At 30.9% G+C, this 24817-nt stretch carries 22 protein-coding genes; 15 read left to right on the top strand and 7 right to left on the bottom strand.

Translation table 11 applies throughout. From position 1 onward, the window contains the following. Window positions 1–67 precede the first annotated feature (67 nt). The 5 genes from ACHRVL_RS03255 to ACHRVL_RS03235 are packed head-to-tail and all read left to right on the top strand — an operon-like array spanning window position 68 to window position 6407. Entirely contained in the window at window positions 68–1747 is a 1680-nt protein-coding gene (locus ACHRVL_RS03255; RefSeq protein ID WP_129023337.1) for a DUF6909 family protein, read from the top strand. Between the two features lie 9 nt (window positions 1748–1756). Further along, complete coding sequence (locus ACHRVL_RS03250; RefSeq protein WP_395410276.1) at window positions 1757–2743, top strand: hypothetical protein; 987 nt, start codon at window positions 1757–1759, stop codon at window positions 2741–2743. A 7-nt stretch (window positions 2744–2750) separates the two neighbouring features. Beyond that, window positions 2751–4055, top strand: coding sequence for an MATE family efflux transporter (locus ACHRVL_RS03245; protein ID WP_395410273.1), 1305 nt, complete (start codon window positions 2751–2753; stop codon window positions 4053–4055). A gap of 17 nt (window positions 4056–4072) precedes the next feature. Continuing rightward, entirely contained in the window at window positions 4073–5131 is a 1059-nt protein-coding gene (locus ACHRVL_RS03240; protein WP_395410271.1) for a hypothetical protein, read from the top strand. 37 nt (window positions 5132–5168) lie between these two features. Next, window positions 5169–6407, top strand: coding sequence for an O-antigen ligase family protein (locus ACHRVL_RS03235; protein ID WP_395410269.1), 1239 nt, complete (start codon window positions 5169–5171; stop codon window positions 6405–6407). Here the strand turns inward: ACHRVL_RS03235 and ACHRVL_RS03230 are convergent. Beyond that, a complete protein-coding gene (locus ACHRVL_RS03230; RefSeq protein WP_395410267.1) occupies window positions 6376–7452 on the bottom strand; it encodes a glycosyltransferase in 1077 nt (358 codons plus the stop codon). The genes ACHRVL_RS03235 and ACHRVL_RS03230 overlap by 32 nt on opposite strands. Before the next feature lie 171 nt (window positions 7453–7623). Here ACHRVL_RS03230 and ACHRVL_RS03225 point away from each other — a divergent pair, with 171 nt between their 5' ends. The 3 genes from ACHRVL_RS03225 to ACHRVL_RS03215 all read left to right on the top strand — a co-directional run bounded on the left by ACHRVL_RS03225 (window position 7624) and on the right by ACHRVL_RS03215 (window position 10810). Further along, window positions 7624–8607 (top strand): UDP-glucuronic acid decarboxylase family protein, encoded by a 984-nt coding sequence (locus ACHRVL_RS03225; RefSeq protein ID WP_089053537.1) that lies wholly within the window; start codon window positions 7624–7626, stop codon window positions 8605–8607. 62 nt (window positions 8608–8669) lie between these two features. Next, entirely contained in the window at window positions 8670–10043 is a 1374-nt protein-coding gene (locus tag ACHRVL_RS03220; protein ID WP_395410266.1) for an undecaprenyl-phosphate glucose phosphotransferase, read from the top strand. Continuing rightward, window positions 10043–10810, top strand: coding sequence for a glycosyltransferase family 2 protein (locus ACHRVL_RS03215; RefSeq protein ID WP_395410264.1), 768 nt, complete (start codon window positions 10043–10045; stop codon window positions 10808–10810). Before ACHRVL_RS03220 ends, ACHRVL_RS03215 begins: the two co-directional genes overlap by 1 nt. 164 nt (window positions 10811–10974) lie before the next feature. Here the strand turns inward: ACHRVL_RS03215 and ACHRVL_RS03210 are convergent, their stop codons facing one another. Next, window positions 10975–11505: an ORF6N domain-containing protein gene (locus ACHRVL_RS03210; protein ID WP_395410262.1), complete on the bottom strand. Its 531-nt coding sequence runs from the start codon at window positions 11503–11505 to the stop codon at window positions 10975–10977. Between the two features lie 42 nt (window positions 11506–11547). Beyond that, window positions 11548–12858, bottom strand: a complete 1311-nt coding sequence (locus ACHRVL_RS03205; protein ID WP_395410260.1) for a phenylacetate--CoA ligase family protein — start codon at window positions 12856–12858, stop codon at window positions 11548–11550. 133 nt (window positions 12859–12991) lie between these two features. Between ACHRVL_RS03205 and purD the strand changes: the two genes are divergently transcribed. After that, complete coding sequence (gene purD / locus ACHRVL_RS03200) at window positions 12992–14266, top strand: phosphoribosylamine--glycine ligase (RefSeq protein ID WP_395410259.1); 1275 nt, start codon at window positions 12992–12994, stop codon at window positions 14264–14266. Window positions 14267–14307: 41 nt separating this feature from the next. Here the strand turns inward: purD and ACHRVL_RS03195 are convergent, their stop codons facing one another. Continuing rightward, window positions 14308–14538, bottom strand: a complete 231-nt coding sequence (locus ACHRVL_RS03195; RefSeq protein WP_041519835.1) for a hypothetical protein — start codon at window positions 14536–14538, stop codon at window positions 14308–14310. 134 nt (window positions 14539–14672) lie between these two features. Between ACHRVL_RS03195 and ACHRVL_RS03190 the strand changes: the two genes are divergently transcribed. Continuing rightward, a complete protein-coding gene (locus tag ACHRVL_RS03190) occupies window positions 14673–15602 on the top strand; it encodes a DUF6427 family protein (protein ID WP_395410257.1) in 930 nt (309 codons plus the stop codon). Here ACHRVL_RS03190 and upp read toward each other — a convergent pair. Continuing rightward, window positions 15597–16250, bottom strand: a complete 654-nt coding sequence (gene upp, locus ACHRVL_RS03185; RefSeq protein ID WP_370431338.1) for a uracil phosphoribosyltransferase — start codon at window positions 16248–16250, stop codon at window positions 15597–15599. The genes ACHRVL_RS03190 and upp overlap by 6 nt on opposite strands. A gap of 113 nt (window positions 16251–16363) precedes the next feature. On the opposite strand from upp, the gene ACHRVL_RS03180 reads away from it, so the two are divergent. Together ACHRVL_RS03180 and ACHRVL_RS03175 are read left to right on the top strand one after the other, a co-directional pair. After that, window positions 16364–16969, top strand: a complete 606-nt coding sequence (locus ACHRVL_RS03180) for a DUF4254 domain-containing protein (protein ID WP_089053545.1) — start codon at window positions 16364–16366, stop codon at window positions 16967–16969. Between the two features lie 39 nt (window positions 16970–17008). Continuing rightward, window positions 17009–18016 (top strand): glycosyltransferase family 9 protein, encoded by a 1008-nt coding sequence (locus tag ACHRVL_RS03175; RefSeq protein ID WP_395410255.1) that lies wholly within the window; start codon window positions 17009–17011, stop codon window positions 18014–18016. Here ACHRVL_RS03175 and ACHRVL_RS03170 read toward each other — a convergent pair. Further along, window positions 18005–18418: a hypothetical protein gene (locus tag ACHRVL_RS03170; RefSeq protein WP_395410253.1), complete on the bottom strand. Its 414-nt coding sequence runs from the start codon at window positions 18416–18418 to the stop codon at window positions 18005–18007. The two genes, ACHRVL_RS03175 and ACHRVL_RS03170, sit on opposite strands and share 12 nt — an antisense overlap. Window positions 18419–18683: 265 nt before the next feature. After that, window positions 18684–19736, bottom strand: coding sequence for a 2Fe-2S iron-sulfur cluster-binding protein (locus ACHRVL_RS03165; RefSeq protein WP_395410251.1), 1053 nt, complete (start codon window positions 19734–19736; stop codon window positions 18684–18686). Between the two features lie 127 nt (window positions 19737–19863). On the opposite strand from ACHRVL_RS03165, the gene ACHRVL_RS03160 reads away from it, so the two are divergent. From ACHRVL_RS03160 to ACHRVL_RS03150, 3 genes are all read left to right on the top strand, one after another. Then, window positions 19864–21324, top strand: a complete 1461-nt coding sequence (locus tag ACHRVL_RS03160; RefSeq protein ID WP_395410250.1) for a DUF5687 family protein — start codon at window positions 19864–19866, stop codon at window positions 21322–21324. 98 nt (window positions 21325–21422) lie between these two features. Beyond that, window positions 21423–22118 (top strand): ABC transporter ATP-binding protein, encoded by a 696-nt coding sequence (locus ACHRVL_RS03155; protein ID WP_395410248.1) that lies wholly within the window; start codon window positions 21423–21425, stop codon window positions 22116–22118. Window positions 22119–22205: 87 nt separating this feature from the next. Beyond that, window positions 22206–24815 carry a tetratricopeptide repeat protein gene (locus ACHRVL_RS03150; protein ID WP_395410245.1) on the top strand — a complete coding sequence of 870 codons (2610 nt, stop codon included), beginning with the start codon at window positions 22206–22208 and terminating at the stop codon, window positions 24813–24815. The last annotated feature ends 2 nt before the right edge of the window (window positions 24816–24817 follow it).

Below are 24817 nucleotides of genomic sequence, written 5' to 3'. Positions count from 1 at the left end.
TCCCTAATTTAGTTTAATAAAATACCACATTTATCTTCTAAAGTAAGAAGATTTTAAAATAAAAAACATGAAAGAAACTAAACATATATCAAGATCAAGAGCTCAGGAATCATCTGCAGCGATAGAAAAAATGTACATTACAATGCGTCACTTATTCAACCGTGGTTTTTATAAACCAATGGGAGTTTCTGGTGATAGTTTAAGAGAATCATTATTGGCTTTACGCCCAGAAATTTATGGGAATATTGCCGAAGAAAAAGTAGAATTAAACGGACTTTTGTACGTTATAGAACGTTTACCAATAGGAATTGAACAATGCAGATTCATCAATTTAACTTCAGACGAAGGCTATTCTAAATCGCATTTTCAGCCAATTGTTCCTCCAAAAAGAAGAAGAAACTGTTATAGAATCGATGAGGAACAAATGAATGTTGAAATCACGCGTGGACGTTCTGATATTTATGATATTCTAACGCATTTGACTTTTATTTTTATCGAATCGCATAAAATTAAAAATAGAGTTCTATTAGATGACGGCGGAGAGGTTTCTCGCGATTGGCTTAAATTAGAACAAGCTGTAATGCAGACTAAAAAGCTGGCGCAGATTGAAAAAGAAAAAGCGATTTCGCACGTTGCAAACATTTTAGGCCGAACTTTTGAAGAGGTTTTGGACATTTATGACGCTTTTGGTTCTGAAAATGCACCTGATCGTTTTCTGCACGTTATTTATTGGTTAGGAAAATTAGCAATCGAAGAAATTGTCGAAAACAATAAACGAACAATTACTTTCAGTCCTGTTTTACGCGAACGTTTAGGGCATCACATTCATGGAGAAATCTGGGCTACAAATATCAAAGAAGTTCTAAAAGCAAATGACCTTTTAAAACGACCAATTCACGTAATTAGTGCTAATATGCACAGTGTGATGAACTCGATTTTTGCAACGCCTTTACTGAAAACAAAATTTAAAGGAAAAACAGATTTCTTTATATATGAAGAATTAAGCAACTCAGGATCAAAAGAAATTAGAGGTCATGTTGAAGAGTTGGCTTTGAAAAACGGAATGATTTCACTTCCTGATACTTCAGGAACTAACATTGATGTTCAAATTTTTGATACGGCAAAAATCGACTGGTCAAAAACAGCATTTTCTGAAGCGAAAATCGACGACGAAAAACCGGTAATTATTGTAATGGATTATGCTTTTGGTGAGCAGGCTTATGAAACTATCGATGAGCTTTTAAAACCGTTTAAAAAAGAAACGTTATTAAACGTAAAATCAGTTTCTATAATGGGTAAAGCTGGAATTCTTGAAGGCGGAAAAGGTGATATCATGATTCCTACAGCACATATAAATGAAGGAACGGCTGATAATTATTTCTTCGAAAATGAATTAACAGGCGCCATGTTTGAAGGAAATGATATTGCCGTTTTTGAAGGTGCGATGGTTACTGTTTTAGGAACATCTTTGCAAAACAGAGATTTATTGAAATTTTTCCACGAATCGACTTGGGGCGTAATTGGTCTTGAAATGGAAGGATCATATTACCAAAAAGCAATTCAATCGGCATCAAAAATTAGAAAAAGTGTACCGCACGATATAAAAGTTCGTTATGCCTATTACGCTTCAGATAATCCATTAGAAACAGGAAGTACTTTGGCTTCTGGCGGACTTGGAACAACGGGGGTAAAACCAACTTATTTGATTACTATTAAAATTTTAGAACAAATTTTCAACGTAAAATAAAAAGCGTAAATGAGTACAAAAGTACCCCAAAACAACTCAGATCAGGAAATTGATATTTTTGATTTATCGAAAACAATTGGGAATTTTTTCGACAGAATAAATGCCTTACTTTTTAGATCAATTCAGTTTTTTATTCGAAACTGGATAATTATATTGGTTTTGATCGTTCTTGGATTTGGTTTGGGGTGGTTTTTGGATTCAAACAAAAAGACGTTTCAAAATGAGGTTATTGTAACGCCCAATTTTGGCAGTGTAGATTATTTATATTCTAAAATAGATTTAATCGAGTCTAAAATTGTTTCTGGAGATACTGTTTTCTTAAAAACGGTTGTTGGAATTTCGAATCCAAAAGCAATCAAAAAAATCGAAATTAAACCAATTGCCGACGTTTATAAATTTATTGAAGACAAAGAACAAAACTTTGAACTCATAAAATTAATGGCAGAGGTTGGTGAAGTAAAGAAAGTTTTAGAAGATAATATAACGAGCAAAAACTATACTTTTCATACTATTTCGTTTGTATCAAATAAAGAAGTAAATGACAAAGAAATAGTTGCACCATTAATACAGTATTTAAACAGCTCACAATATTTTAGTGCGCTTCAAAAAATAGGATATAAAAATCTAGAGCAGCAAATTGTCAAAAATGATACTATTATTGCTCAAATTGACGATGTTTTAAATGGTTTTTCGAATACGGTTAAAAATGGACCAAAAAATGATAAATTGGTTTATTACAATGAGAATACGCAGCTTAATGATTTGATTAAAACCAAGCAAACTTTAATAGTTGACCAAGGAAGAAACAGATTAAAGTTAGTGAATTACGATAAAGCAATAAAAGAAATAAATACTACATTAAATATAAATATTGTAAAGCTTACAAATGGCAATTTTAAAATTTTGCTTCCTCTAATTTTTATTTTCCTTTTTGTTTTTATGTACTTATTCAAAAAGTTCTACAACAGTCAGCTTTTAAAATCTCAAATTAAATAACGATGCATTGAAAACGAACAAAATCTTTCAAAGAATTTCGCAAAATGCATTTTTAAAACAAAGTCTTAGTACTTTGTTTTTGAGGATTTTTGGAGTTGTTTTACTTTTTGGATTCACCATATTTCTAACAAAATGTTACAGTCCTAAATTAGTTGGGCAGTATGATTTTGCACGTTCTTTTCTCTTAGCCATTGGAAGCATATGTTTATTGGGTTTCGATCAGTCAATTTTATATTTCAAAGGAAGATTGGCGGGTACGGGAGGACTTGAACAATTGAAAAAAATCTACTTTAAAATGGTTGCAATGTTGTTTGCAACTTCAATTGCAGCAATTGTTATTGTTGCCTTAATTAGTAAGGAATTAATAAATAATTACTTTTCAGATAATGAGGTATATTCTATTTTATTAAAAGGTACAGCAACATTGTTTTTCTACGGAATCTCGACTTTAAACACAGAATTGTTTAGAGCCTTAGATAAATTGTATGCAGCAGAATTGTTTAGAAACATTGTTAAGTATGTTCCTTTAATTGTAGGTTCAATATTTTTATTTTACTGGCACAAAGAGACCTATTTAGTCGATGTTTTTTTAATTGGTTTTGTTTTGCTTTCCATCATTAGCTCTGTGTATGTTTTTAGCTACTTTAAGGAACTTGGAGCTATAGAAGGTGATGAAGGTTTCTCGCATAAAGAAGTATTCTTAAAATCGTATCCAATTGCTATAAGCGGAATGGCAATGTTTCTTTTAATGAGTTTTGATATTATGTTTTTAAAGAAGTATCGAAATGACGAAACGGTCGCTTTTTATTCCGTTGGTTTTAAAGTAATGACCATCGTTTCGGTTATAATTTTGACAATTAATATTACTGTTTCAGCAAAAATTGCAGAGTTTTTTTCTAAAGGAGATAAAGCAGAATTAAAAAGAATTTTACGAAATAGTGTTCGTTTAATCTTCGGAATCACGTTTCCTGTAATAGTTATAATCAGCCTGTGTTCTGAGCATGTATTGTCTTTTTTTGGACATCAATATGTTGTTGCAAAAGAAGCTTTTTTAATTTTAATAATTGGTCAAGGAGTTTGTTCCGCGTTTGGGTCTGCGCCAGTTTATTTGAATATGACGGGAAGACAGCATATTTTTCAGATTGTTTTAATTGCGGCTGTTGTAATTAATTTTCTTTTAAACCGATTTTTAATTCCAGAATATGGAATGGTTGGCGGCGCGATTGCATTTGTTTCAAGCTCTATTTTCTGGAATAGTGTCGTAGCCTTAATTATTTATCGAAAAGATAAAATAGTGATTTTTTTACATTAAGAAATGACAATTTTTATATGAAAATAGAAAAAAGCAAAGCAGCATTTTTACTTATTGCAACAGCCAATCTAGCAGTTGCAGCAGTTGCTTTTTTTATTTTGCCTCCCAAGTTTTTTTATGATGCAGCAATTATTGCATACGATAAAGGAAATGAAATAGGATATATTGGGAGTTATCCAGTTTCGATTTTGTTGTATAAAATTTCTGGACTGCGTTACTTACCTTTTCCAGTCATTGCTTTAATTCAGTTTCCTGTTTTAATGTATGTTTTGTACAAAATAGGTATTCCAGATCGTTTTGAAAAGCTCAATGTCAAGAACATTTTGGTTTATATGGCATTTTTTATGATTGCCATTTTTGTTTCAATGCCGTCAAAAGAGTTTATAACCTTTTTGTATCTCTCTCCAATCGTTTTTATGTGCTTAAATGAACAAATTTCGTTGAAAAGAATAATTATATACACAGTACTTTTATTGTTGATTTTTGGAGTGTTTTTTCGTCCCTATTATCTTTTAATTCCAGTTATTGGCGGCGGGATGTATTTAGTAAGCTTAGTGAGTTTTAAAAGTAAAACCATCACAACCCTGTTTTATGGTTTACTGATAGCAGTTTTTTTATCTTTTAGTCATGGCGTTTTAAAAGGAAAATATCTTTCAGAAATAAGCCGAGAAGTGGTAAACAATGAACGTATAGGTTCTGCTGATGCCAATTCTATTATTATTTCTCCCGTTAAAACAGATACGTGGTACGGAGAAGCTATTGGGATTTTTTACGGATTTTTTACAGTCAATATTCCAATAAACGGTTTAAAACACCTATTATCACCACAAATAATTATATTTATAATCTGGCAGTTATTGTTGTTTTATATTCTATTAGTTCGGTTTGCAAAATGCTTAGCAGATCGAAAAACATATTCGAAAGAACTTTTAATACTGCTTATTATCTTTTCTTTTTTTATTGTACAAGGAGTTTTTGAGCCCGATTTAGGCACCGCAGTACGACATAAAATGGGTGTTTTTCCACTAATTTATTTTGCATTATACTATGAATCTTTCAGAAAAAAACTTCAATAAAATATTTCATGTTTTTTTGTGTCTGATTGCAATTGCAATGATATTCAGAAAACCATGTTCACTGCTTATTATTTTGTTTAGTGTTTTTAGTTTGATCTATGTAAAAAAGCTAAAATTCAGCAAAACAGCTTGGATTTTGGTTGTTTGTATTGCTTCACCGCTTTTGTTAGAATTATTGTTTTTCTGGAACAATGATTCTTTATCAAAAGGATTAAAAGCGGTTGAAAAGAGTACTTCGTTGTTATTATTTCCAATCTTTATTATTGGCCATTATCAGCGTGTAAAATTTTTAAAATTAGCCGAGACTTATAGTATTGCAACAACAATGATGATGTTGTTTTTTTTAACTAGATTTTATGTGGTTTATCCTGATTTAGTAAATAAATATCTAAGCAGAATTGATCTTTGGGAAATGGGTTATAAGTTTGCAGAGAGCATTGGTATTCATGCACCGGCTTTAAATATGCATTTGGCATTTGTTTCTATTTGTGCCTTCTATTTTGTGTTTTACAGCTTTCAGAATAAAGAAAAAAGTACTTTTAAAATACTTCGAATCATTGTTTTTCTACTCTCGTTTTTCTTTGTCCTTTTAGTAAATACCAGAATGGCGTTGCTTAATGCTTTGATTGGTTTTTTAGTTGTTTTCATTTTCGAAATAAAATCAAGATTCAGCATAAAAAAAATGATCCTAACAGCAATAACAGTTTTACTCGTATTAGGCAGTATTTTGTTCGCTTTCATACAGAAAAACCCCTATATGAAGGAGAAATACTCTACAGTAACTTTTGCCTATATGGATAAAGTGGGGAAATTGGATGAAATTGATCATCCAGAAATTTATGCTTTCAATTCATTAGCAACAAGACTTTCAGTTTGGAAATCAGCTTGGGAATTATCCGTTAAAAATCTTCCTTTTGGAGTAGGAGCTTCTGATGGAAAACCAGAATTAAATAAATATTTTAAAGCAACCAATCAGCAGTTTTTAGCTAAATATGAATTTCCAACCCACAACCAGTTTTTAGATTTTTTACTAAAATTTGGAATCCTTGGTCCCTTAGTGGCAGCATTTTATATTTTCAGTATTGGATATATAGGATATGATTTGAAAAATGCGATAATAATTTCATTTTTCATCCTCTTTTTTACTTCAAATTTAACCGATGATTTTTTGCTTAGATTTGATGGAATTGCCTTTAGCGGATTTTGGTTTTCTGTTTTTTCAAGTTATTGGCTGCAGCAAAAAGCTATTCTTGATATAAATCAAAAAGCTGTTTAAAGTTTTTATTTTTATCAAATAGATCCTTGCATCTAGTTAATGCATTTTCTCCAAAAACAGTTCTTGTTTTTGGATCTTTTAAAGCATTAAAGTAACTTTCTAATTCATTAATTTCGTTGAAAAGAAATCCGGTTTTATTAGGAACAACAATGTCTTTATTGCCAATAATATTGGTGGCAATTACTGGTTTTTGTAACGCCATCGCTTCTAGAACCGCAATAGGCAGGCCTTCCCAAAGCGAAGTCTGCAGATAAATATCAATAGAATTTAATGTTTTAAAAACAGTATTTTTATCTAAAACCCAACCCGTAATCTGAATATTTGGCGCTGTAATCAAATGGTTTAGTTCTCCATCACCAATCCAGATAAAATTAAAATCAGGAAATTGTAAAGCAATCTCATTAAATAATTTAGGATTTCTTGCCTCAGTTATTCTGCCCAATATGCCAATGGTTAGTTTTGTGTTTTGATGAGGTAAAAAGTATTGACGAATTTCATTTATATCAACACCGTTTCTAATAAGTTTTGAAGGACCAATATTTTTAGCGATTCCAAATTCAGTATCACCACAGGCAACAATTGTTCCTCTAAATAGATATTGAAAGCTTTTTTCTATAACAGAATAAAACCTTTTTGTGCGATTTGAGATATCAGTTCTTAAAAAAGCATAGCCATGTGGAGAATAAAAAAGTTTTGTTTTTTTGAATAGAAGAAAGGAAGAAATTCGGCCTAAAACCCCAGCTTTTGATGAATGAAGATGAATAATGTCAGGATTAATTTTTTTAAGTTCTTGGATAAGTTTGACTATAGATTTTAAGTCTTTCGCAAGAGAAATTTCGCGAACCATATCTAGGTGTATTAAGTTAATACCTTTCGAGAACTCAGCGTTAACCTTTTGAGTACTAACACCATTTCTATTACTGCTGTAAATAATAGTAGTTTCGATGTTTTTGCTTATTTCTTCATCACCAAAGTAAGCTGACAAATCTTTAAAATAAGTATAAACACCGCCTTCTAGTGCCTCAACAATATGTACAACTTTCAAAACATTTAGAATTTAGAATCGTAAAAATAGAATAAACCAGTTTAATATCGACTTAAAAAAGCTAAATCTCATTTTTAGTAAAAATTTTAGTCAATTTAAAAGGCCGGATATTTTATTACATTTGTGCATATTTACAGCCAATATCAAAACAAAAGGTTCAATAAAATCATTATGAAAAGAATACTTATTACCGGAGCAGCGGGTTTTTTAGGATCACATTTGTGCGATCGATTTATCAAAGAAGGCTATTTTGTTATAGGAATGGATAATTTGATTACCGGCGATCTTAAAAACATTGAGCATTTATTCAAATTAGAACATTTTGAATTCTACCATCACGACATTACAAAATTTGTTCATATACCAGGCGATTTAGATTATATTTTACATTTTGCATCGCCGGCAAGTCCAATAGATTATTTAAAAATTCCAATCCAGACCTTAAAAGTTGGCTCTTTAGGAACACATAATTTATTAGGATTAGCAAGAGTTAAAAAAGCTAGAATATTAATCGCTTCAACTTCTGAAGTATACGGAGATCCTTTAGTACATCCTCAAACAGAAGAATATTATGGAAACGTAAATACAATTGGACCAAGAGGAGTTTATGACGAAGCCAAACGTTTTCAGGAATCAATAACAATGGCGTATCATACTTTTCACGGTGTTGAAACCAGAATTGTACGTATTTTTAATACGTATGGTCCAAGAATGCGATTGAATGACGGACGTGTAATTCCTGCTTTTATTGGTCAAGCTTTGCGTGGTGAAGATTTAACGATTTTTGGTGATGGTATGCAGACTCGTTCATTTTGTTATGTTGACGATCAAGTAGAAGGTATTTTTAGATTGCTGCACTCGGATTATGTATATCCAGTAAATATTGGAAATCCAGACGAGATTACCATAAAAGATTTTGCCGAAGAAATTATAAAACTTACTGGAACAAATCAAAAAGTAGTTTATCATCCATTGCCTATAAATGATCCTTTACAACGTCAGCCAGACACAACCAAAGCAAAAGAACTGCTGGGTTGGGAAGCAAAAGTAAGCCGCTCCGAGGGTATGAAAATTACATATGATTATTTTAGATCACTTTCTAAAGAAGAACTTTCTAAAGAAGAACACAAAGATTTTTCGGGTTATATTAGATAAACGGTAAACGGAATTATTTTGAACATAATAAATTTTGATAAAAAGGCATAGAGGAATTATTTATGATGGCATTTCACACAGGAAGATATTCAAAATATATTAGGCCAATAAGTATTTTAATCGACCTGACTATGATTTCTATACTCAGTTTTTTCATTTTTTTTAATGAACTGGGTTCATCAAATATTTGGATTTTAATATTTTATCAAATTATCGCTTGGGGAATAGTTGCCTTTTCTGTTAAATTTTATGATGTTTATCGTTTTACAACTCCAATTGTTATTACATCAAAAATAATCAAACAAGGAATTTTATTTCTCTTAACCGTTATTGCATTTTTTCCATTTTCTAGACAAGCTATTTTTAACGAATCAAAGATTTTTTTGTTTCTAATTTTGGTTTTAATAGTGGTTACGATTTTTAAATTTGCTTGGTTTTTTTATCTAAAAGAATATAGAATAATAACAGGCAATAATTATCGGAATGCTGTTATTATTGGGTTTACACCAGAAGCCATAAATCTTAAAGATCTTTTTGAAACTAGAAAAGATTATGGATATAGATTTTTAGGATATTTTTCAGATAAAAAAACAGATCATAACATAACGGGGAAATTAGTTGATTTAAAGCCATTTGTGATCGAAAATGAAGTCGATGAAATTTATTGTTCTTTGAACGAAATATCAAACAACAGCCTAAAAGATCTAATTGATTTTGCAGATGAAAATAACAAAACGATAAAGTTTATTCCTGATACAAAGGAGATTTTCTCAAAAAATCTAAAGATAGATTACTACGATTTTTTCCCAGTACTGTCATTAAAACAAACCGTACTTAATGAGCCTGCAATAAAATTTATGAAACGTTTGTTTGATGTTTTATTCTCTCTTTTAGTAATCGTTTTTTTATTGTCATGGTTGATTCCTCTATTAGCCATATTAATCAAATTAGAATCAAAAGGTCCCGTTTTTTTCAAACAGGGCAGACCCGGAATAGATGAGAACGAATTTGTATGTTACAAATTGCGTTCTATGTATATCAATAAAACAACTGAAAAAGAAGCCTCAAAAGATGATCCTCGTGTAACAGGAATGGGGCGTTTTATGAGAAAAACAAGTATAGACGAATTGCCGCAATTTATAAATGTTCTGTTCGGCGATATGTCCGTTGTTGGACCCAGACCTCATTTGTGGTCTCAGAATAAAGAATATGGCAGCAAAGTAAAAAAATACATGATTCGTCATTGTGTAAAGCCCGGAATTACTGGTTTGGCACAAGTAAGCGGTTTTAGAGGCGAAATAACGATAGAAAGAGACATGATAAACCGAATAAAGTTTGATGTTTTTTATATCGAAAACTGGTCTTTAATTTTAGATTTAAAAATAATTCTTCAAACCGTTATTAATATTTTTAAAGGCGATCAAAAGGCATATTAATGAAGGATTTAGTTTCAATTTTAACTCCAACATTTAATGCTGAAAAATTCATTAGAGCCACTATAAAATCAGTTCAAGAGCAGACTTATGAGAACTGGGAAATGATTTTGGTTGATGATGCTTCTACAGATAATACGGTTTCAATAATTGAAGATTTTGCTCAGCGAGATAATCGTATTAAACTATTTAAGTTTTCAGAAAATAGAGGAAATGGTTTTGCTAGAAATGCAGCTTTAGATAAAGCGACAGGAAAATATATTGCGTATTTAGATGCTGATGATTTATGGTTTCCCTCTAAATTGGAGAAGCAAATACAGTTTTTAAATGCAAACAATTTGCATTTCACTTTTAGTTATTACGATTCTATTGATGAAGAAGGAAATAATTTAAACAGAAGAGTTGAATCGCCAAATCCGCTAATTTATAAACAATTGTTTTTCTGCAATTATGTAGGTAATTTGACAGCCATTTATGATGCTGATTATTTTGGGAAAATTATTCTTGAAACTTCGCAAAAAAGACAAGATTGGCGATTATGGCTTACTATTTTAAAACAAATAAAAACGGCGGAAGCCATTCCAGAATCATTAGCTTTTTATAGAATTAGAAAAGATTCTATTTCATCATCAAAATTCAAATTGATCAAACACAACTTTGGTGTTTATAGGGAATTTCACAGATATAATTTTATGTCTTCTGTTTTGTTGATGATGAGATTTTTATTTATTCAATTGATAATCAAACCAAAATATATAAAGAAGATTTAAAATTCAATTTGAAGTCGCAATTTGCGACTTCAAGTTTCAAGGTCACAAATTGTGACCTTGAAGAATTTAGTATAGAATTGGAGGTTGTAATTTGTGACCTCCAATTTTTTTCAAACCTTGATACAAATAACAAACTTGATGTCACAATTTGTGATCTTAAAGAATTATTTTTTATAGCCAATTTTTACTCTTTCAGATTCATTTTCTTTCTTTTCAGTCAATTCATCTAAATAAGAAAAAACCAGTTCAATATTTTTATCGTGATTTTCTAACTTCTTCTGGATGTGAAGTATATCAACCTTAATTTCGGTTGTATCCAAAAGCATTTGTCTCACTTTTGTGAAAATCCGCATGATTTGAATATTGGTTTGAATTGCTTTGTCACTTTTCAAAACACTTGAAAGCATTAAAACACCATGTTCTGTAAAAGCAAAAGGTAGATATTTTTGATATTTACCTCTTCCTTTCTCTAAGGTCACAAATTGTGACCTTAGAGAATCATATTCGATTTTAGTGAGTTCAAACATGAAATCTTGTGGAAATCGAGATAAATTTCTTTTAACGGCTTGTTTTAATACTTTAGTTTCTATTCCATAAAGTAACGCTAAATCGCTATCAAGCATCACTTTTTGGCCACGTATAAAATATATTTTATTAGAAATTGTTTCTTCAGAAAGTAAAGATTGATCTTCCATAAGTTTTTAATTATAAAAACAAATGTAAGATTTTATTTATATTTATAAATACGATTTAAACTGTTTTAGTTTTCCGCGATTGGTTCTTTCTAAAACTGTTTTTCTTGTAAAACTGAAGTTTAAATTGGGCTCTAAATACAAATCGATGACGCTTTTTATTTTTTGAATTTGTTCTGAAACTAATGCTGCATCAGCAACATATTCAATTTCAAAAGTATCCAATTTGGTTTGTTTGATGATAAATTCTTTTACTTTTCCGTCGTCTTCAATGATGCTTTTGGTTACATAATAAAACGTCAAACCAGGCGATTTTTTTCCGCTTGGAAGAATTGCAATATCATTTGTTCTGCCAATAAGTTTTTTGAGAATTGGTTTTTGTGGTGTGCTTTTTTCGTCTAAAACTCCAATGTCGCCAATTTCATATCGGATAAATGGATTTGCTTTATTGAAAAGCGAAGTAATGACAATCTTTCCTTCTTTCCCGTAAGGGAGAGCATTATTATTTTCATCTAAAATTTCTACAAAAAGTGTTTCCGCATTTACCTGCCATTCGTCTTGCGGATTTTTAAAAGCAATTAAATCCAGTTCTGAAGCGCCGTATTCATTGATAATTGGAATGCCGAATTGTTTTTCTAATATTTTTTTATCCATTTCGAAAAGCATTTCTGAAGTAACAAAACAAGCTTTTAATGTTGGACAAATTTTATTTAAAACGATATTTTTCTGCTCTAGAAACTTAGCAAACAGAACAATAGAACTTGTATATCCGTTGATGTAATCGAATTTTTTAGTTTTGAATTTTTTCAAAAATTTAGCCAAAACATCATCTGATAAATCAAACACTGGGAATCGAACCCGGCAACTCAAAAAATCTTTGAAACGTTCTTTTTGGTAGCCAATAAAATCCATCGGAATTCCATAAAAACGCGCTTGATAGGAATGATTAAAATCAATGCCAAACCAGCCAAAACGCATAATATTTGATGCCCAAGTTAAGGAGTGTGAATATTTATCTTTGGCAAAAATTAAAAGAGTTCCGCTTGATCCTGATGTTTTGTTGAGGTAAATGTTTTTTTTAGAATAGCCTTTTGAAAGTCTTTCTTGCAGTGGATTTTGAAGATTCTGTTTATTTAAAATCGGTAAATCTTCCCAATTTTTAAAAGTTTTATCTCCAACTAATGCCGCATAAAAAGAGTTGTTTTTTAAGTGAAAATCAACAATTTCTTTCTTTTTGTTTTCAAGAAATGAAGCAAATTCTTCTTCAGAAAAATGAACAATTTTGTCCAATTCTGCTTTGGCTTTCTTTATCGGAAAACCATTTAACTGAAGAGAAAGATCAAAAAGGCGAATCATTTTTCTTATAATTTTAGTCAAAAGTAATATTTAGCAATTATGAACAGTGAAGAATCAATAAGTTTTTAAGATTTAATTATTTTTTACGTGCAAAAGCAATTATTTTTGCACCACAACTAAATACAACTATACCATGACAATTTTATTATTGGGATCAGGCGGAAGAGAGCATGCTTTTGCGTGGAAAATGATTCAGAGTCCGCTTTGCGAAAAACTTTTTGTTGCACCAGGAAATGCAGGAACAGCTGCAATTGCTACAAATGTTGCAATGTCTCCAACCGATTTTGATGCTATTAAAACATTTGTACTTCAAGAAAAAGTAAGTATGGTTGTTGTAGGTCCCGAAGATCCTTTAGTAAAAGGAATCTATGATTATTTTAAAAACGACGAAAGTTTAAAACATATCCCAGTAATTGGACCATCAAAATTAGGTGCGCAATTAGAAGGAAGTAAAGAATTTGCAAAAGAGTTCTTGATGAAACACAATATTCCAACAGCAGCGTACGACAGTTTTACTGCCGAAACAGTTGAAGAAGGATGTAAATTTCTTGAAACATTACAGCCTCCATACGTTTTAAAAGCGGATGGACTAGCAGCTGGAAAAGGAGTTTTGATTATTCAAGATCTTGAAGAGGCTAAAACGGAATTAAGAAATATGCTTGTTCATTCAAAATTTGGAGCAGCGAGTTCAAAAGTTGTTATCGAAGAATTTTTGGACGGAATTGAATTAAGCTGTTTTGTTTTGACTGACGGTAAAAGCTATAAAATTCTTCCAACGGCAAAAGATTACAAACGAATTGGCGAAGGCGATACAGGACTAAATACAGGCGGAATGGGAGCAGTTTCTCCAGTTCCTTATGTTGATGCTGTTTTGATGGAAAAAATTGAAACTCGTATCGTAAAACCAACAATCGAAGGTTTCCAAAAAGACGGAATCGAATATAAAGGTTTTGTGTTCATTGGTTTGATTAATGTAAAAAACGAACCAATTGTTATTGAATACAATGTGAGAATGGGTGATCCTGAAACTGAAGTTGTGGTTCCAAGATTAAAATCTGATTTGGTTGAGTTGTTTCTTTCGGTTGCCAATCAAAAATTAGACGATTTTACTTTAGAAGTTGATCCAAGAAGTGCAACTACAATTATGGTGGTTTCTGGCGGATATCCTGAAGATTTTGAAAAAGGAAAAGTAATTACTGGTTTAGAAAATATTACAGATTCTATAATTTTTCACGCAGGAACAAAATTAGATAACGAAAATGTCGTTACTAATGGAGGACGTGTTTTGACTGTAACATCATATGGAGATGATTTCCAGCAGGCCATAAAAAAATCTTATCAAAACATAGATAAACTAAGCTTTGATAAGATGTATTTTAGAAAAGATATTGGCTTCGATTTAATTTAAAAATAAATTAACCAGCCCTTTTTAATTAAAGGGTTTGGTTTTTATTTTAAAAATGAATGAGCTGTTGTATCTTGGTTTTCTGTTCCGGCATCATCAAAAATGCGTAATTGCTTAATCCAATAAACGATTGCACATGCACAGATGATCATGAAAATCCAGTTAATTGTGTTTGCACCAAACCAAGTAATTAGTTCTAAATGACGTAAAAAGTCAAGTGGAGCAAACAAAATGTTAACGAATAAGTATTGAATTCCTTCGAAAAAAGCTGTCATAATTTATAAAATTATATGTTATTATTGTTTTTAACGCATTGAATTAAAATTCAAAAAAGAATCTTTTTCAACTTGTTGGTTTTTCCTTTTAAACAAGTATTATATTTACAGTCACAAAAGTATAAAATATCCTTATGATAACAAGTGTTTTTAAAAAATCTACGCCATTAAATTATTCATTGGTTGTAATTTTGATACTGGTTTTCTTTTTTATGTTTCAAATTCGAGAAACGTCTTGGATAAATTCATATTTTACAATATTCCAAAAATTGAGTTTATTGTGCTTTATTTTGGCTTCTTTTTTCATGATTAATTTCATTGTTAAAAAGAATGGCCTCAGTAAAGACAATGGATACGCGATATTTTTCTATTTATTATTTATATTATTTTTCCCTACAATATTTAATAATCCGGATGTAATTTATGCTAATTTTTTCATCTTATTAGCACTTCGAAGATTGGTTTCACTTCAGTCTCTCAAAGCATCAAAAGAAAAAATATTCGATGCTTCTTTTTGGATTTTTGTAGCTTCTTTATTTCAATTTTGGTGTGTCTTATTCCTAATTTTGGTTTTTATATCGATAGTTTTTCACGTTTCGAGAGATTATAGAAACTGGGTTTTACCTTTTATTGCACTTTTGGCAGTAGCCTTAGTGTTTACAATGATATCCTTAATGTTCAATATTGATGCGATTGATTTTTTTCAAAAACGCGCAGTAATCGATTTTAGAATAGATTATTTTAAGAACAATTATGAAAACGGAGCACTTTCAATATATGTTGCAGTTGCTTTATTCTTTGTAGTTTCAATGATTACAACATTATCAAACAGGCCTCAGATTGTTCATGCTTCTTACAAAAAAGTGGTGGCCTGTTTCTTTATTGCCGCTCTTGTTTTTATTGTCTCACCAGATAAAAGCAATGATTTATTACTGTTTAGCATCGCACCGCTTACTATTATGGCAGCGAGTCATATAGAGTATGTACAACAGAAACTTAATAACGAAATTGTATTTTATGTACTGATTTTGTGCAGTTTATTTACGTTTTTCTCGCAATTATAATTTACTTCCAAAAGCAAGATCACCTGCATCACCAAGTCCAGGAATAATATAGTTTTTCTCGTTTAGTTTTTCGTCTAACGAAGCAACCCATAAATGACAGTTTTCAGGAAGGTTTTTTTCTAGATAAGCAATTCCTTCTGGAGCAGCGATAACTACTACAATGTGAATTTCTTCTGGAGTTGCATTTTCAACTAGTTTTTCATGAACCGCAACAATCGATTGGCCAGTTGCCAGCATTGGATCAAGCAGTAAAACGGTTTTATTATTGATATTTGAAACGGCTTGATATTCAACTCTAATTTCAAATTCGTGATCATTATTAGGATGATATCTGCAGGCTGAAACAAAACTGTTTTCGGCATTATCAAAATAATTTAAAAAGCCGGTATGTAGAGGTAATCCAGCTCTTAAAATCGAACATAAAACCAAATCGGCAGCTATTTCTGTTGTGTTTTTTATGCCAAGCGGAGTCTGAATTTCGACGTTTTTATAAGTAAGATTTTTACTCAATTCATACGCCATAATTTCGCCTATTCGTTCTATATTTCGTCGAAAACGCATACTGTCATTTTGAACGTCTATATTTCGGATTTGACCTAAAAAATGATTTAAAATGCTGTTATTTTCAGATATATAATGAATTTTCATAGTTAAATTTTAAAATTATAAATTTGGTAAAAATACGAGAACAAAAAATTACTCGTTATTATTCGCACCATAAAAGTATAAAAAGTATCTTTGTAACTCTAACAAATAAAGACATGTTTTCAAAATTAGCATATTCTGTTTTCGAACAAAGCATCAAAGATTATCATAAATTTGATAATGTAGATCAACCTATAAACAATCCATATCCAAAGGATAAATTCGAACATTTATTATATCTAAAAAATTGGATTGACACTGTTCAATGGCATTTTGAAGATATTATTCGCGATCCGCAAATTGATCCAGTGGCGGCTCTTACTTTAAAAAGAAGAATCGATGCATCTAATCAGGAACGTACTGATATGGTAGAATATATCGATAGCTACTTTTTGCAAAAATACAGCAATGTAAAAGTAAAAGACGGTGCAAAAATAAACTCTGAAAGTCCAGCATGGGCATTTGACAGATTATCGATTTTGGCATTAAAAATTTATCATATGCATGAAGAAGCTACTCGCGCAGAAGCTACACAAGAACATAGAGATAAATGTCAGGAAAAATTAAATGTTCTATTAGAACAAAGATCAGATTTGTCAACTGCAATTGATGATTTATTGACTGACATCGAAAATGGTGATAAATTCATGAAAGTATACAAACAAATGAAAATGTATAACGACGATGAATTGAATCCTGTTTTATACCAAAATAAAAAATAATTGGCAAAATTGTCCAATAAAATTAAGCATATAGCCGTCATGAGACTATCCGCAATGGGAGATGTCGCCATGACGGTTCCTGTTTTACGTGCTTTTGTAAAACAATATCCAGAGGTAAAATTGACGGTTATTTCGCGTCCTTTTTTTAAACCTTTTTTTGATGGAATTCCGAATTTGGATTTTTTTGCTTTTGATGAAAAAGAAAGGCATAAAGGTTTTCTAGGACTTGTACGATTATTTAAAGACGTAAGTAAATTGAAAGTCGATGCTTTTGCAGATCTTCATAACGTTTTGCGATCTAAGGTTGTGAGTTCGCTTTTCGCTTTAAGCGGAAAAAAAAGAGCAACTGTTGATAAAGGCCGCGAAGGGAAAAAAGAATTGACGAGAGCCGAAAATAAGATTTTTGCACCATTAGCAACAATGTTTGAAAGACACGTAAAAGTGTTTGAAGAACTTGGTTTTTCTTTAGATTTATCTAACCCTCAATTCCCAGAAAAGGCAATTTTAAGCGAGGATATTTTAGAAATTATCGGAAACGAAAATCAAAAATTAATTGGTATTGCACCTTTTGCACAATACGATTCTAAGGTTTATCCGTTAGATTTAATGAAAGAAGTTGTTGCAAAATTAGCAGAGAATTCATCCTATAAAATTTTGCTATTTGGAGGAGGAAAAAAAGAAATCGAGATTTTAGATTCAATCGCGCAACCTTTTGAAAATGTAATTAATATGGCTGGAAAAATTAAATTTCAGCAGGAATTACAGTTAATCAGTAATCTTGACGTAATGCTTTCTATGGATTCTGGAAATGCACATATTGCCGCTATGCTGGGCGTAAAAGTAATAACGCTTTGGGGAGCAACGCATCCGTATGCAGGATTTTTGCCTTTTAATCAAAGTTTTGAAAATGCTCTAACTTCTGACAGGAATCAATACCCGCAACTGCCAACATCTGTTTATGGAAATAAAACAGTTGAAGGTTATCAAGATGCGATGAGAAGTATTTCTCCTAATGAAATCGTTCAAAAAATACAGTTAAGCGTATAATCCATTCAAATCATAAAGAAAATATCCAATTGTTTTCTTTTTGTTTCTATTGGCTACAATTACAACAAAATGATTCTCTTTTTCTGTAGAGAGTAAAATGTGTTCAAAGTTCTCTGTTGAATTTCTATAGACTTTATGCACCAATTGAGACTCTTTGATTTTATGTGAGAGTATTTTAGCTGTTTTTAATTTACTAACGTAAGGCCAGATGTTAAAAATATTTTGGTCAGAGACTTTAATTTCAGTCATTTTCCCAATCATTGTTGAGTTGTATTTTTCTGAGGTAAGTAATTTGGGTCCTTTTTTATTTCGTTGTTTTTTAATTATAAAGTAAATACAAAAAAGAGCTGTTACTACAAAAATTGCGATAAATGATAAGCGAAGGAAATGATGTATTGTCATGATATTTAATGTTTAAATGTGTTGACAAATTGGGTTTAGCGCTGTAAATCTATTATAAGAGTATCAGATTATGAGTGCTTTAATTTTACCTCTAATTTAATTAAAAATCAGTAATATTTTAGCTAAAAAATGTTTTTATTGTAATTCCAGCTGTGTTAATTTTTTTCAATCACTACAACCACTGTAAATATTAAAAAACAAAAAAAATCCAAATCCCAATTGTAAAGTTGGAATTTGGATTTTATATTTTAGAATTTAATATAGACTATACGTCGTCGTAATCAACATAAATAGTTTCAGATGTTGGATGTGCCTGACAAGTTAAAATTAAACCTTCTGCAATTTCACTATCTGTTAAAATAGAATTTTTTGTCATTTCAGCAGAACCTGCAGTTACACGTCCTAGACAACTGCTGCAAATACCGCCTTGACAAGAATAAGGAGCGTCAACACCTTGTTTTAAAGCCGCATCAAGAATAGTTTGTTTTTGAGACATCTCAAAAGTAACTTCTTCATCATCAACTAGAACTGTAATTTTTGTATGTCCTTCTAACGAAGTTTTGATTTCATTTTCTTTTGTAGAAGAAGTAAAAAGCTCAAACTTAATAGCAGATTCTTTTACGTTTTTCTCTTTCAAAACGTTAGAAACAGTGTTGATCATTTCTTCAGGTCCACACAAGAAAAATTTGTCAAACTCTAATTCTTTGTGTTTGTTATTTAAAACAAAATTCACTGCCGATTTTTCGATTCGGCCAAATAATGCATTTTCAACTTTTGCCTGGCTGTAAACATAATGTACAAAAAAACGTCCTACGTATTGCAATTGTAAGTCATGTAATTCCTGATGAAAAATAGTTTCTTCAGGAGTTTTGTTTCCGTAAACTAATACAAATGAGCTTTTTGGTTCGCTTTTTAAAACTGATTTTATAATAGACAAAACAGGAGTTATACCGCTTCCTGCCGCAAAAGCCACATAGTTTTTTTGTCTTTCAGCATCAGGTTCAAAGGTAAATTTACCTTCTGGATGACCAACTTCAAGTACATCTCCCGCTTTAAGTTTTGTATTTGCAAATTGCGAGAATAAACCATTTTTAACCGCTTTTACCGCAATTCGTAATTCACCGCTTTCTGGCGCAGAACAAATTGAATAAGCACGACGAATTTCTTGATTATCAAGTGTTAACTTTAAATTTATGTATTGTCCAGCTATAAATTTATAATCTGGTTTAAGTTCTTCAGGAACATTAAAAAGAACAGAAACAGCGTCGGCAGTTTCACGTTTTACCTCTTTAATTATTAGTTTTAAGAATGAAGGCATGATTAATTTTTTATGCAAAAGTAGCAAAGACTAAGTAATTGACACTTACTAAAATATTTTTTTTAACTTTTTTTGTAACGTTTTCCTACATTTGATCTCTTACTACCAAAATCAAAACAAATTAACGATGATTAAAAAGTTTATTTACCTTGAATGGAAAGCCTTTGCCAGATCTGCATCATTTGGTAAAAATTTGGCGATGAAGATTTTACTGGGGTTTTTAATGATATATTTTTCATTAATTTTTATAGGAGCGGGTGTTGGAGTATTTTATGCTCTTAAAAAAATGAATCTCGATCCGTTGCAAACCGTCAATAAATTTTTAATTTATTATTTTTTGTTCGATTTAGTTATTCGATTATTAGTACAGTCTATTCCAGTTTTAAACATTAAACCTTTATTGGTTTTACCTTTTAAAAAATCAGTTATTGTTCATTTCTCTCTGGGAAAAACAATGCTGTCATTTTTCAATTGGGTTCATGCTTTGTTTTTTATTCCGTTTTCGGTAGTACTGATTTTAAATGGATATGATCTTATCGAAATTATTTTTTGGCATTTAGCCATACTCTCTTTAGTATATATCAATAATTTTCTAAATATTATTTTAAGCAACATCGATAAATTGTTTGTTGTTTTTATTGGAATAATTTTAGTTTTGGCGGGTGCTCAGTATTATAAATTATTTGATATTACGACGTTTACAACACCTGTTTTTCAAGGATTTTATGATATTGACGGACTATTTTTAATTCCGGTTTGGGTATTAGCAGGTTTATATCTTTTTACTTTTAAATATTTCAAAAAGAATTTATATCTAGATGCTGGACTTTCAGTAAAACAGGATATTGCCACAACTGAGAATCTTTCGTGGTTGAATCAATTTGGAACTGTTGGAACGTTTCTAAAGAATGATATTAAACTTATTAAAAGAAACAAAAGATCAAAAACAACGATTTTTTTGAGTGTTGTTTTCTTGTTTTACGGCCTGCTCTTTTTTGGAAACTCAAGTCAGCCGCAAGTAATGCAAATTTTTGGAGGAATATTTGTTTCGGGCGGTTTTTTATTTGTTTTTGGTCAGTTTGTACCAAGCTGGGATAGTTCTTATTACCAATTGATGATGACACAAAATATTCCGTATCGCGGATACATTACTTCAAAATGGTGGCTGATTGTTATTGCTACTTTTGTTTCAACCGTTTTGGCTTCATTTTATCTTTTTTACGGATGGGAAGTTTATTTAACCATTGTTGTTGGTGCCATTTATAATATTGGTGTAAACTCTCATTTAGTGCTTTTAGGAGGAGCATTTACAAAAACACCTATTGATTTAAGTAGTGCAGGAGGAGCTTTTGGAGACAAAAAAGCTTTTAATGTAAGTGCAATGCTGCTTTCGCTGCCAAAAATATTTTTGCCGTTGTTATTATATTGGCTTGGACTTCATTTTGCTGATAAAACGGTTGCATTAGCTTTGGTTGCCACGGCAGGAGTTTTAGGTTTAGTCTTTAAAGAAAAAGTGTTTTCAGTAATCGAAAAGAGATACAAAATAGAAAAGTATAGTACGATAAGTGCTTACAAACAAAAGAATTAACGTAATTAGAAAATGTGCCAATTCGATAATTAGATAATTTTTATCTGATTGACAATCAAAGAAGAAATAGATCTTTTAATCTAAAATCTAAAAGTAAAATGATACAAGCAAATCAACTTTCAAAAAAATATAACGGAACTACAGTTTTAAATATTAATAATCTTGAAATCCCAAAAGGACAAAGTTTTGGATTAGTAGGGAACAACGGAGCAGGTAAAACAACTTTTTTTAGTCTGCTTTTAGATTTGGTTCAGCCGTCAACAGGATCTATAAAAAATAATGATATTCAGGTAAATACAAGCGAAAATTGGAAATCATTTACAGGTTCATTTCTTGACGAGAGTTTTTTAATTGGATATTTAACTCCAGAGGAATATTTTTATTTTATTGGTGATTTACGTCATCAGAATAAAGCTGATGTTGATGCTTTGTTAGCAGAACATGAGGAATTCTTTAACGGAGAAATATTAAATAATAAAAAGTATCTGCGTGATTTATCTAAAGGAAACCAAAAAAAGGTAGGTATTATAGCGACTTTAATTGGTAATCCTGAAGTTGTTATTTTAGATGAGCCTTTTGCAAATTTAGATCCAACTACAGTAAGCCGATTAAAGAAAATCATCAGAGAACTGGCAGATAATCCAAATGTAACTGTTTTGGTTTCAAGTCACGATTTACAGCATACAGTAGAGGTTTGCGATCGTATTGTGGCGCTTAACAAAGGCGAAATTGTAAAAGATATTCAAACATCAAAAGAAACCCTGCAAGAGCTTGAATCGTTTTTTGCCGTATAAGTTTCTATATTTCAAAAAGAAGCGTATTTTTACAAGTCTTTATACTAAAAATGCTTTTTGGTAGTTTATGCTTTAAAATCAGTTCTATTGAAAAAGAATACTCTTAAATATAGTTTTTTTCTTGTTTTTTTATTCCTTTTGATAGCTTGTTCTACCAAAAATAACAGCTTTGTGTCGAGGAATTCACATGCTTTAAGTACAAAATATAACATTTTGTATAATGGCGGGATAGGCCTCGATAAAGGTTTACAATCGATATATGCGAATAATCAGGACAACTTTTGGAAAATACTTCCAATAGAAAAAATGCAGTTTGATGAAAATTTTTCTGATGACGAAAAAGCAAAAAATCCTGATTTTGAATTAGCCGAAACAAAAGCTACAAAAGCAATTCAAAAGCATTCGATGAATATTGGAGGACGAGAAAGAAACTCTCAAATTGATGAAGCTTATTTAATGCTTGGAAAAGCCAGATATTACGATCAGCGTTTTATACCAGCTTTAGAAGCATTCAATTATATTTTATACAAATACCCAAACAGCAGTAATATTTATACTGCAAAAATCTGGCGTGAGAAAACCAATATGCGTTTAGGAAATGATGCAATTGTTGTAAAAAACATCAACCTATTATTAAAAAATACAGATTTAAACAAACAGACTTTTTCAGATGCTAACGCACTTTTGGCAGAAGCATTTTTAAATTTAGAACAAAGAGACAGTGCAGTAACAAAGCTTAAAATTGCTGAAAAATTTACCAAAATAAATGAAGATCGTGCCAGATACCGTTTTATTTTAGGACAGATGTATCAAGAGGCTGGAAAAAAAGATAGTGCAAACTATTTTTACGATGGGGTAATTGATATGAATCGTAAAGCCGATCGAAAATATATGATGCATGCTTATGCAAAAAAAGCACAGATGTACGATTACGCAAGCGGTAACGATACTATTTTCTTAAAAACATACAATAAACTAGTTGCAGATCGTGAAAACAGACCTTATTATGATGTTTTGTTTTATGAAATGGCGGTTTATTATGACAAAAAGAAAGATACTGAAAATGCGCTGAAATTTTATAATAAATCATTAGGCAGAAAATCCAAAGACCCATATTTGATGGCATCGGCTTATCGAAACATTGGAAATATGTATTTTAAAAATACAGATTATTCAATGGCTGCTAAATATTATGACAGTACATTAACGAAGTTAAACCCAAAAACCAGAGAGTTTGCTTTTATTGAAAAAAACAGAAAAAATCTGGATAACGTTATTAAGTACGAAGCGATTGCAAAAACTAATGATAGTATAATTAAGGTATATAAACTGCCAGAAGCTGAAAGAAAAACCTACTTTGAAAATTATATTGCTGAACTGAAAAAGAAAGATGAAGCAAAACGAATTTTAGAAGAAAGAGAAAAAGAGAAGCTGGCAAATATTGATCGAAATACGAATGCTTCAAATGCTCCAACAGCAATTAATCCGAATTCATTAGGGAAACCTGTTGATTTTGACGGCGGATTAAAACCTCAATCAGGAAATGATGTTGCAAGTACTTTTTATTTCTATAATCCAACCACAGTTGCCTATGGAAAATTGCAATTTAAGAAAATGTGGGGCAATAGAACAATGGGCGGAAATTGGAGATTGGCAGCTATAAAATCTGCAAATAATGCCGCAATGAATGATACAATAAATAATCTGGAAAATGCAAATGCATTAAAAGATACTGTTGTTGTCGAAAAATATACTACTGCTTTTTATGAAAATAAGCTTCCTAAATCGCAAACGGCTATTGATAGTATTAGTAAAGACCGCAATTTTGCGTACTATCAGTTAGGGCTTATATATAAAGAAAAGTTTAATGAATATACTTTAGCAAGTGATAAGCTCGAACAATTATTAAAAAACAATCCAGAAGAAAAATTGGTATTGCCGGCAATGTACAATTTGTATAAAATTTATCAAATTACTGATCCAGCAAAGGCACAAGCGATAAAAGCAAACATTATAGCAACATATCCGAACTCGCGATATGCTCAAATTTTAAATAATGTAAAAACAGACGACCTTTCGTCGCCAGATAAAGAATATCAAAAATGGTTCAAACTGTATCAAGAAGAGCAGTTTAATGTTGTTTTAGATAATATTGATAATTTAATTAATCAGTATTCAGGAGATGAAATAGTTTCTAAATATGAATTGCTTAAAGCAAATACATTAGGAAAGGTTAACGGATTGGAAGCGTATAAAAAAGGTTTAGAAACAGTTGCAGATAATTATCCAAATAGTGAAGAGGGTAAAAATGCAAGAGAGATTCTAGAAAAGCAAGTTCCAGTTTTAGAACGTCTTAATTTTACAACAGAAGACAATAAAAATTGGAAAATAATATATCCAATTGCGAGTAATGACAGTAAAACAGCTAAACATATCGAAGATGTGATTAAAAGCTTTTTGGCTGTTGAAAATTATCAGCGTCTGACAACTTCAGTAGATAAATACAATAAGACCGAAAGTTTTGTTGTTATTCACGGAGTAAAATCTGAAGCTTATGCTAAAGATGTGGCTGGCGTTTTAAGAGATGATAAAAGATTTAAAATCGCTCAACCTGCAGTAATTATATCGAGCGATAATTACAAGGTGGTTCAAATCAAGAAAAATCTCGAAGTCTATTTGACCCCAAAAACCCCATAATA

This window comes from Flavobacterium sp. FlaQc-28 (assembly GCF_044007415.1).
Classification (GTDB): Bacteria; Bacteroidota; Bacteroidia; order Flavobacteriales; family Flavobacteriaceae; genus Flavobacterium.
The sequence above is the reverse complement of the archived record's forward strand: the minus strand, read 5'-3'. Positions and strand labels throughout refer to the sequence as shown.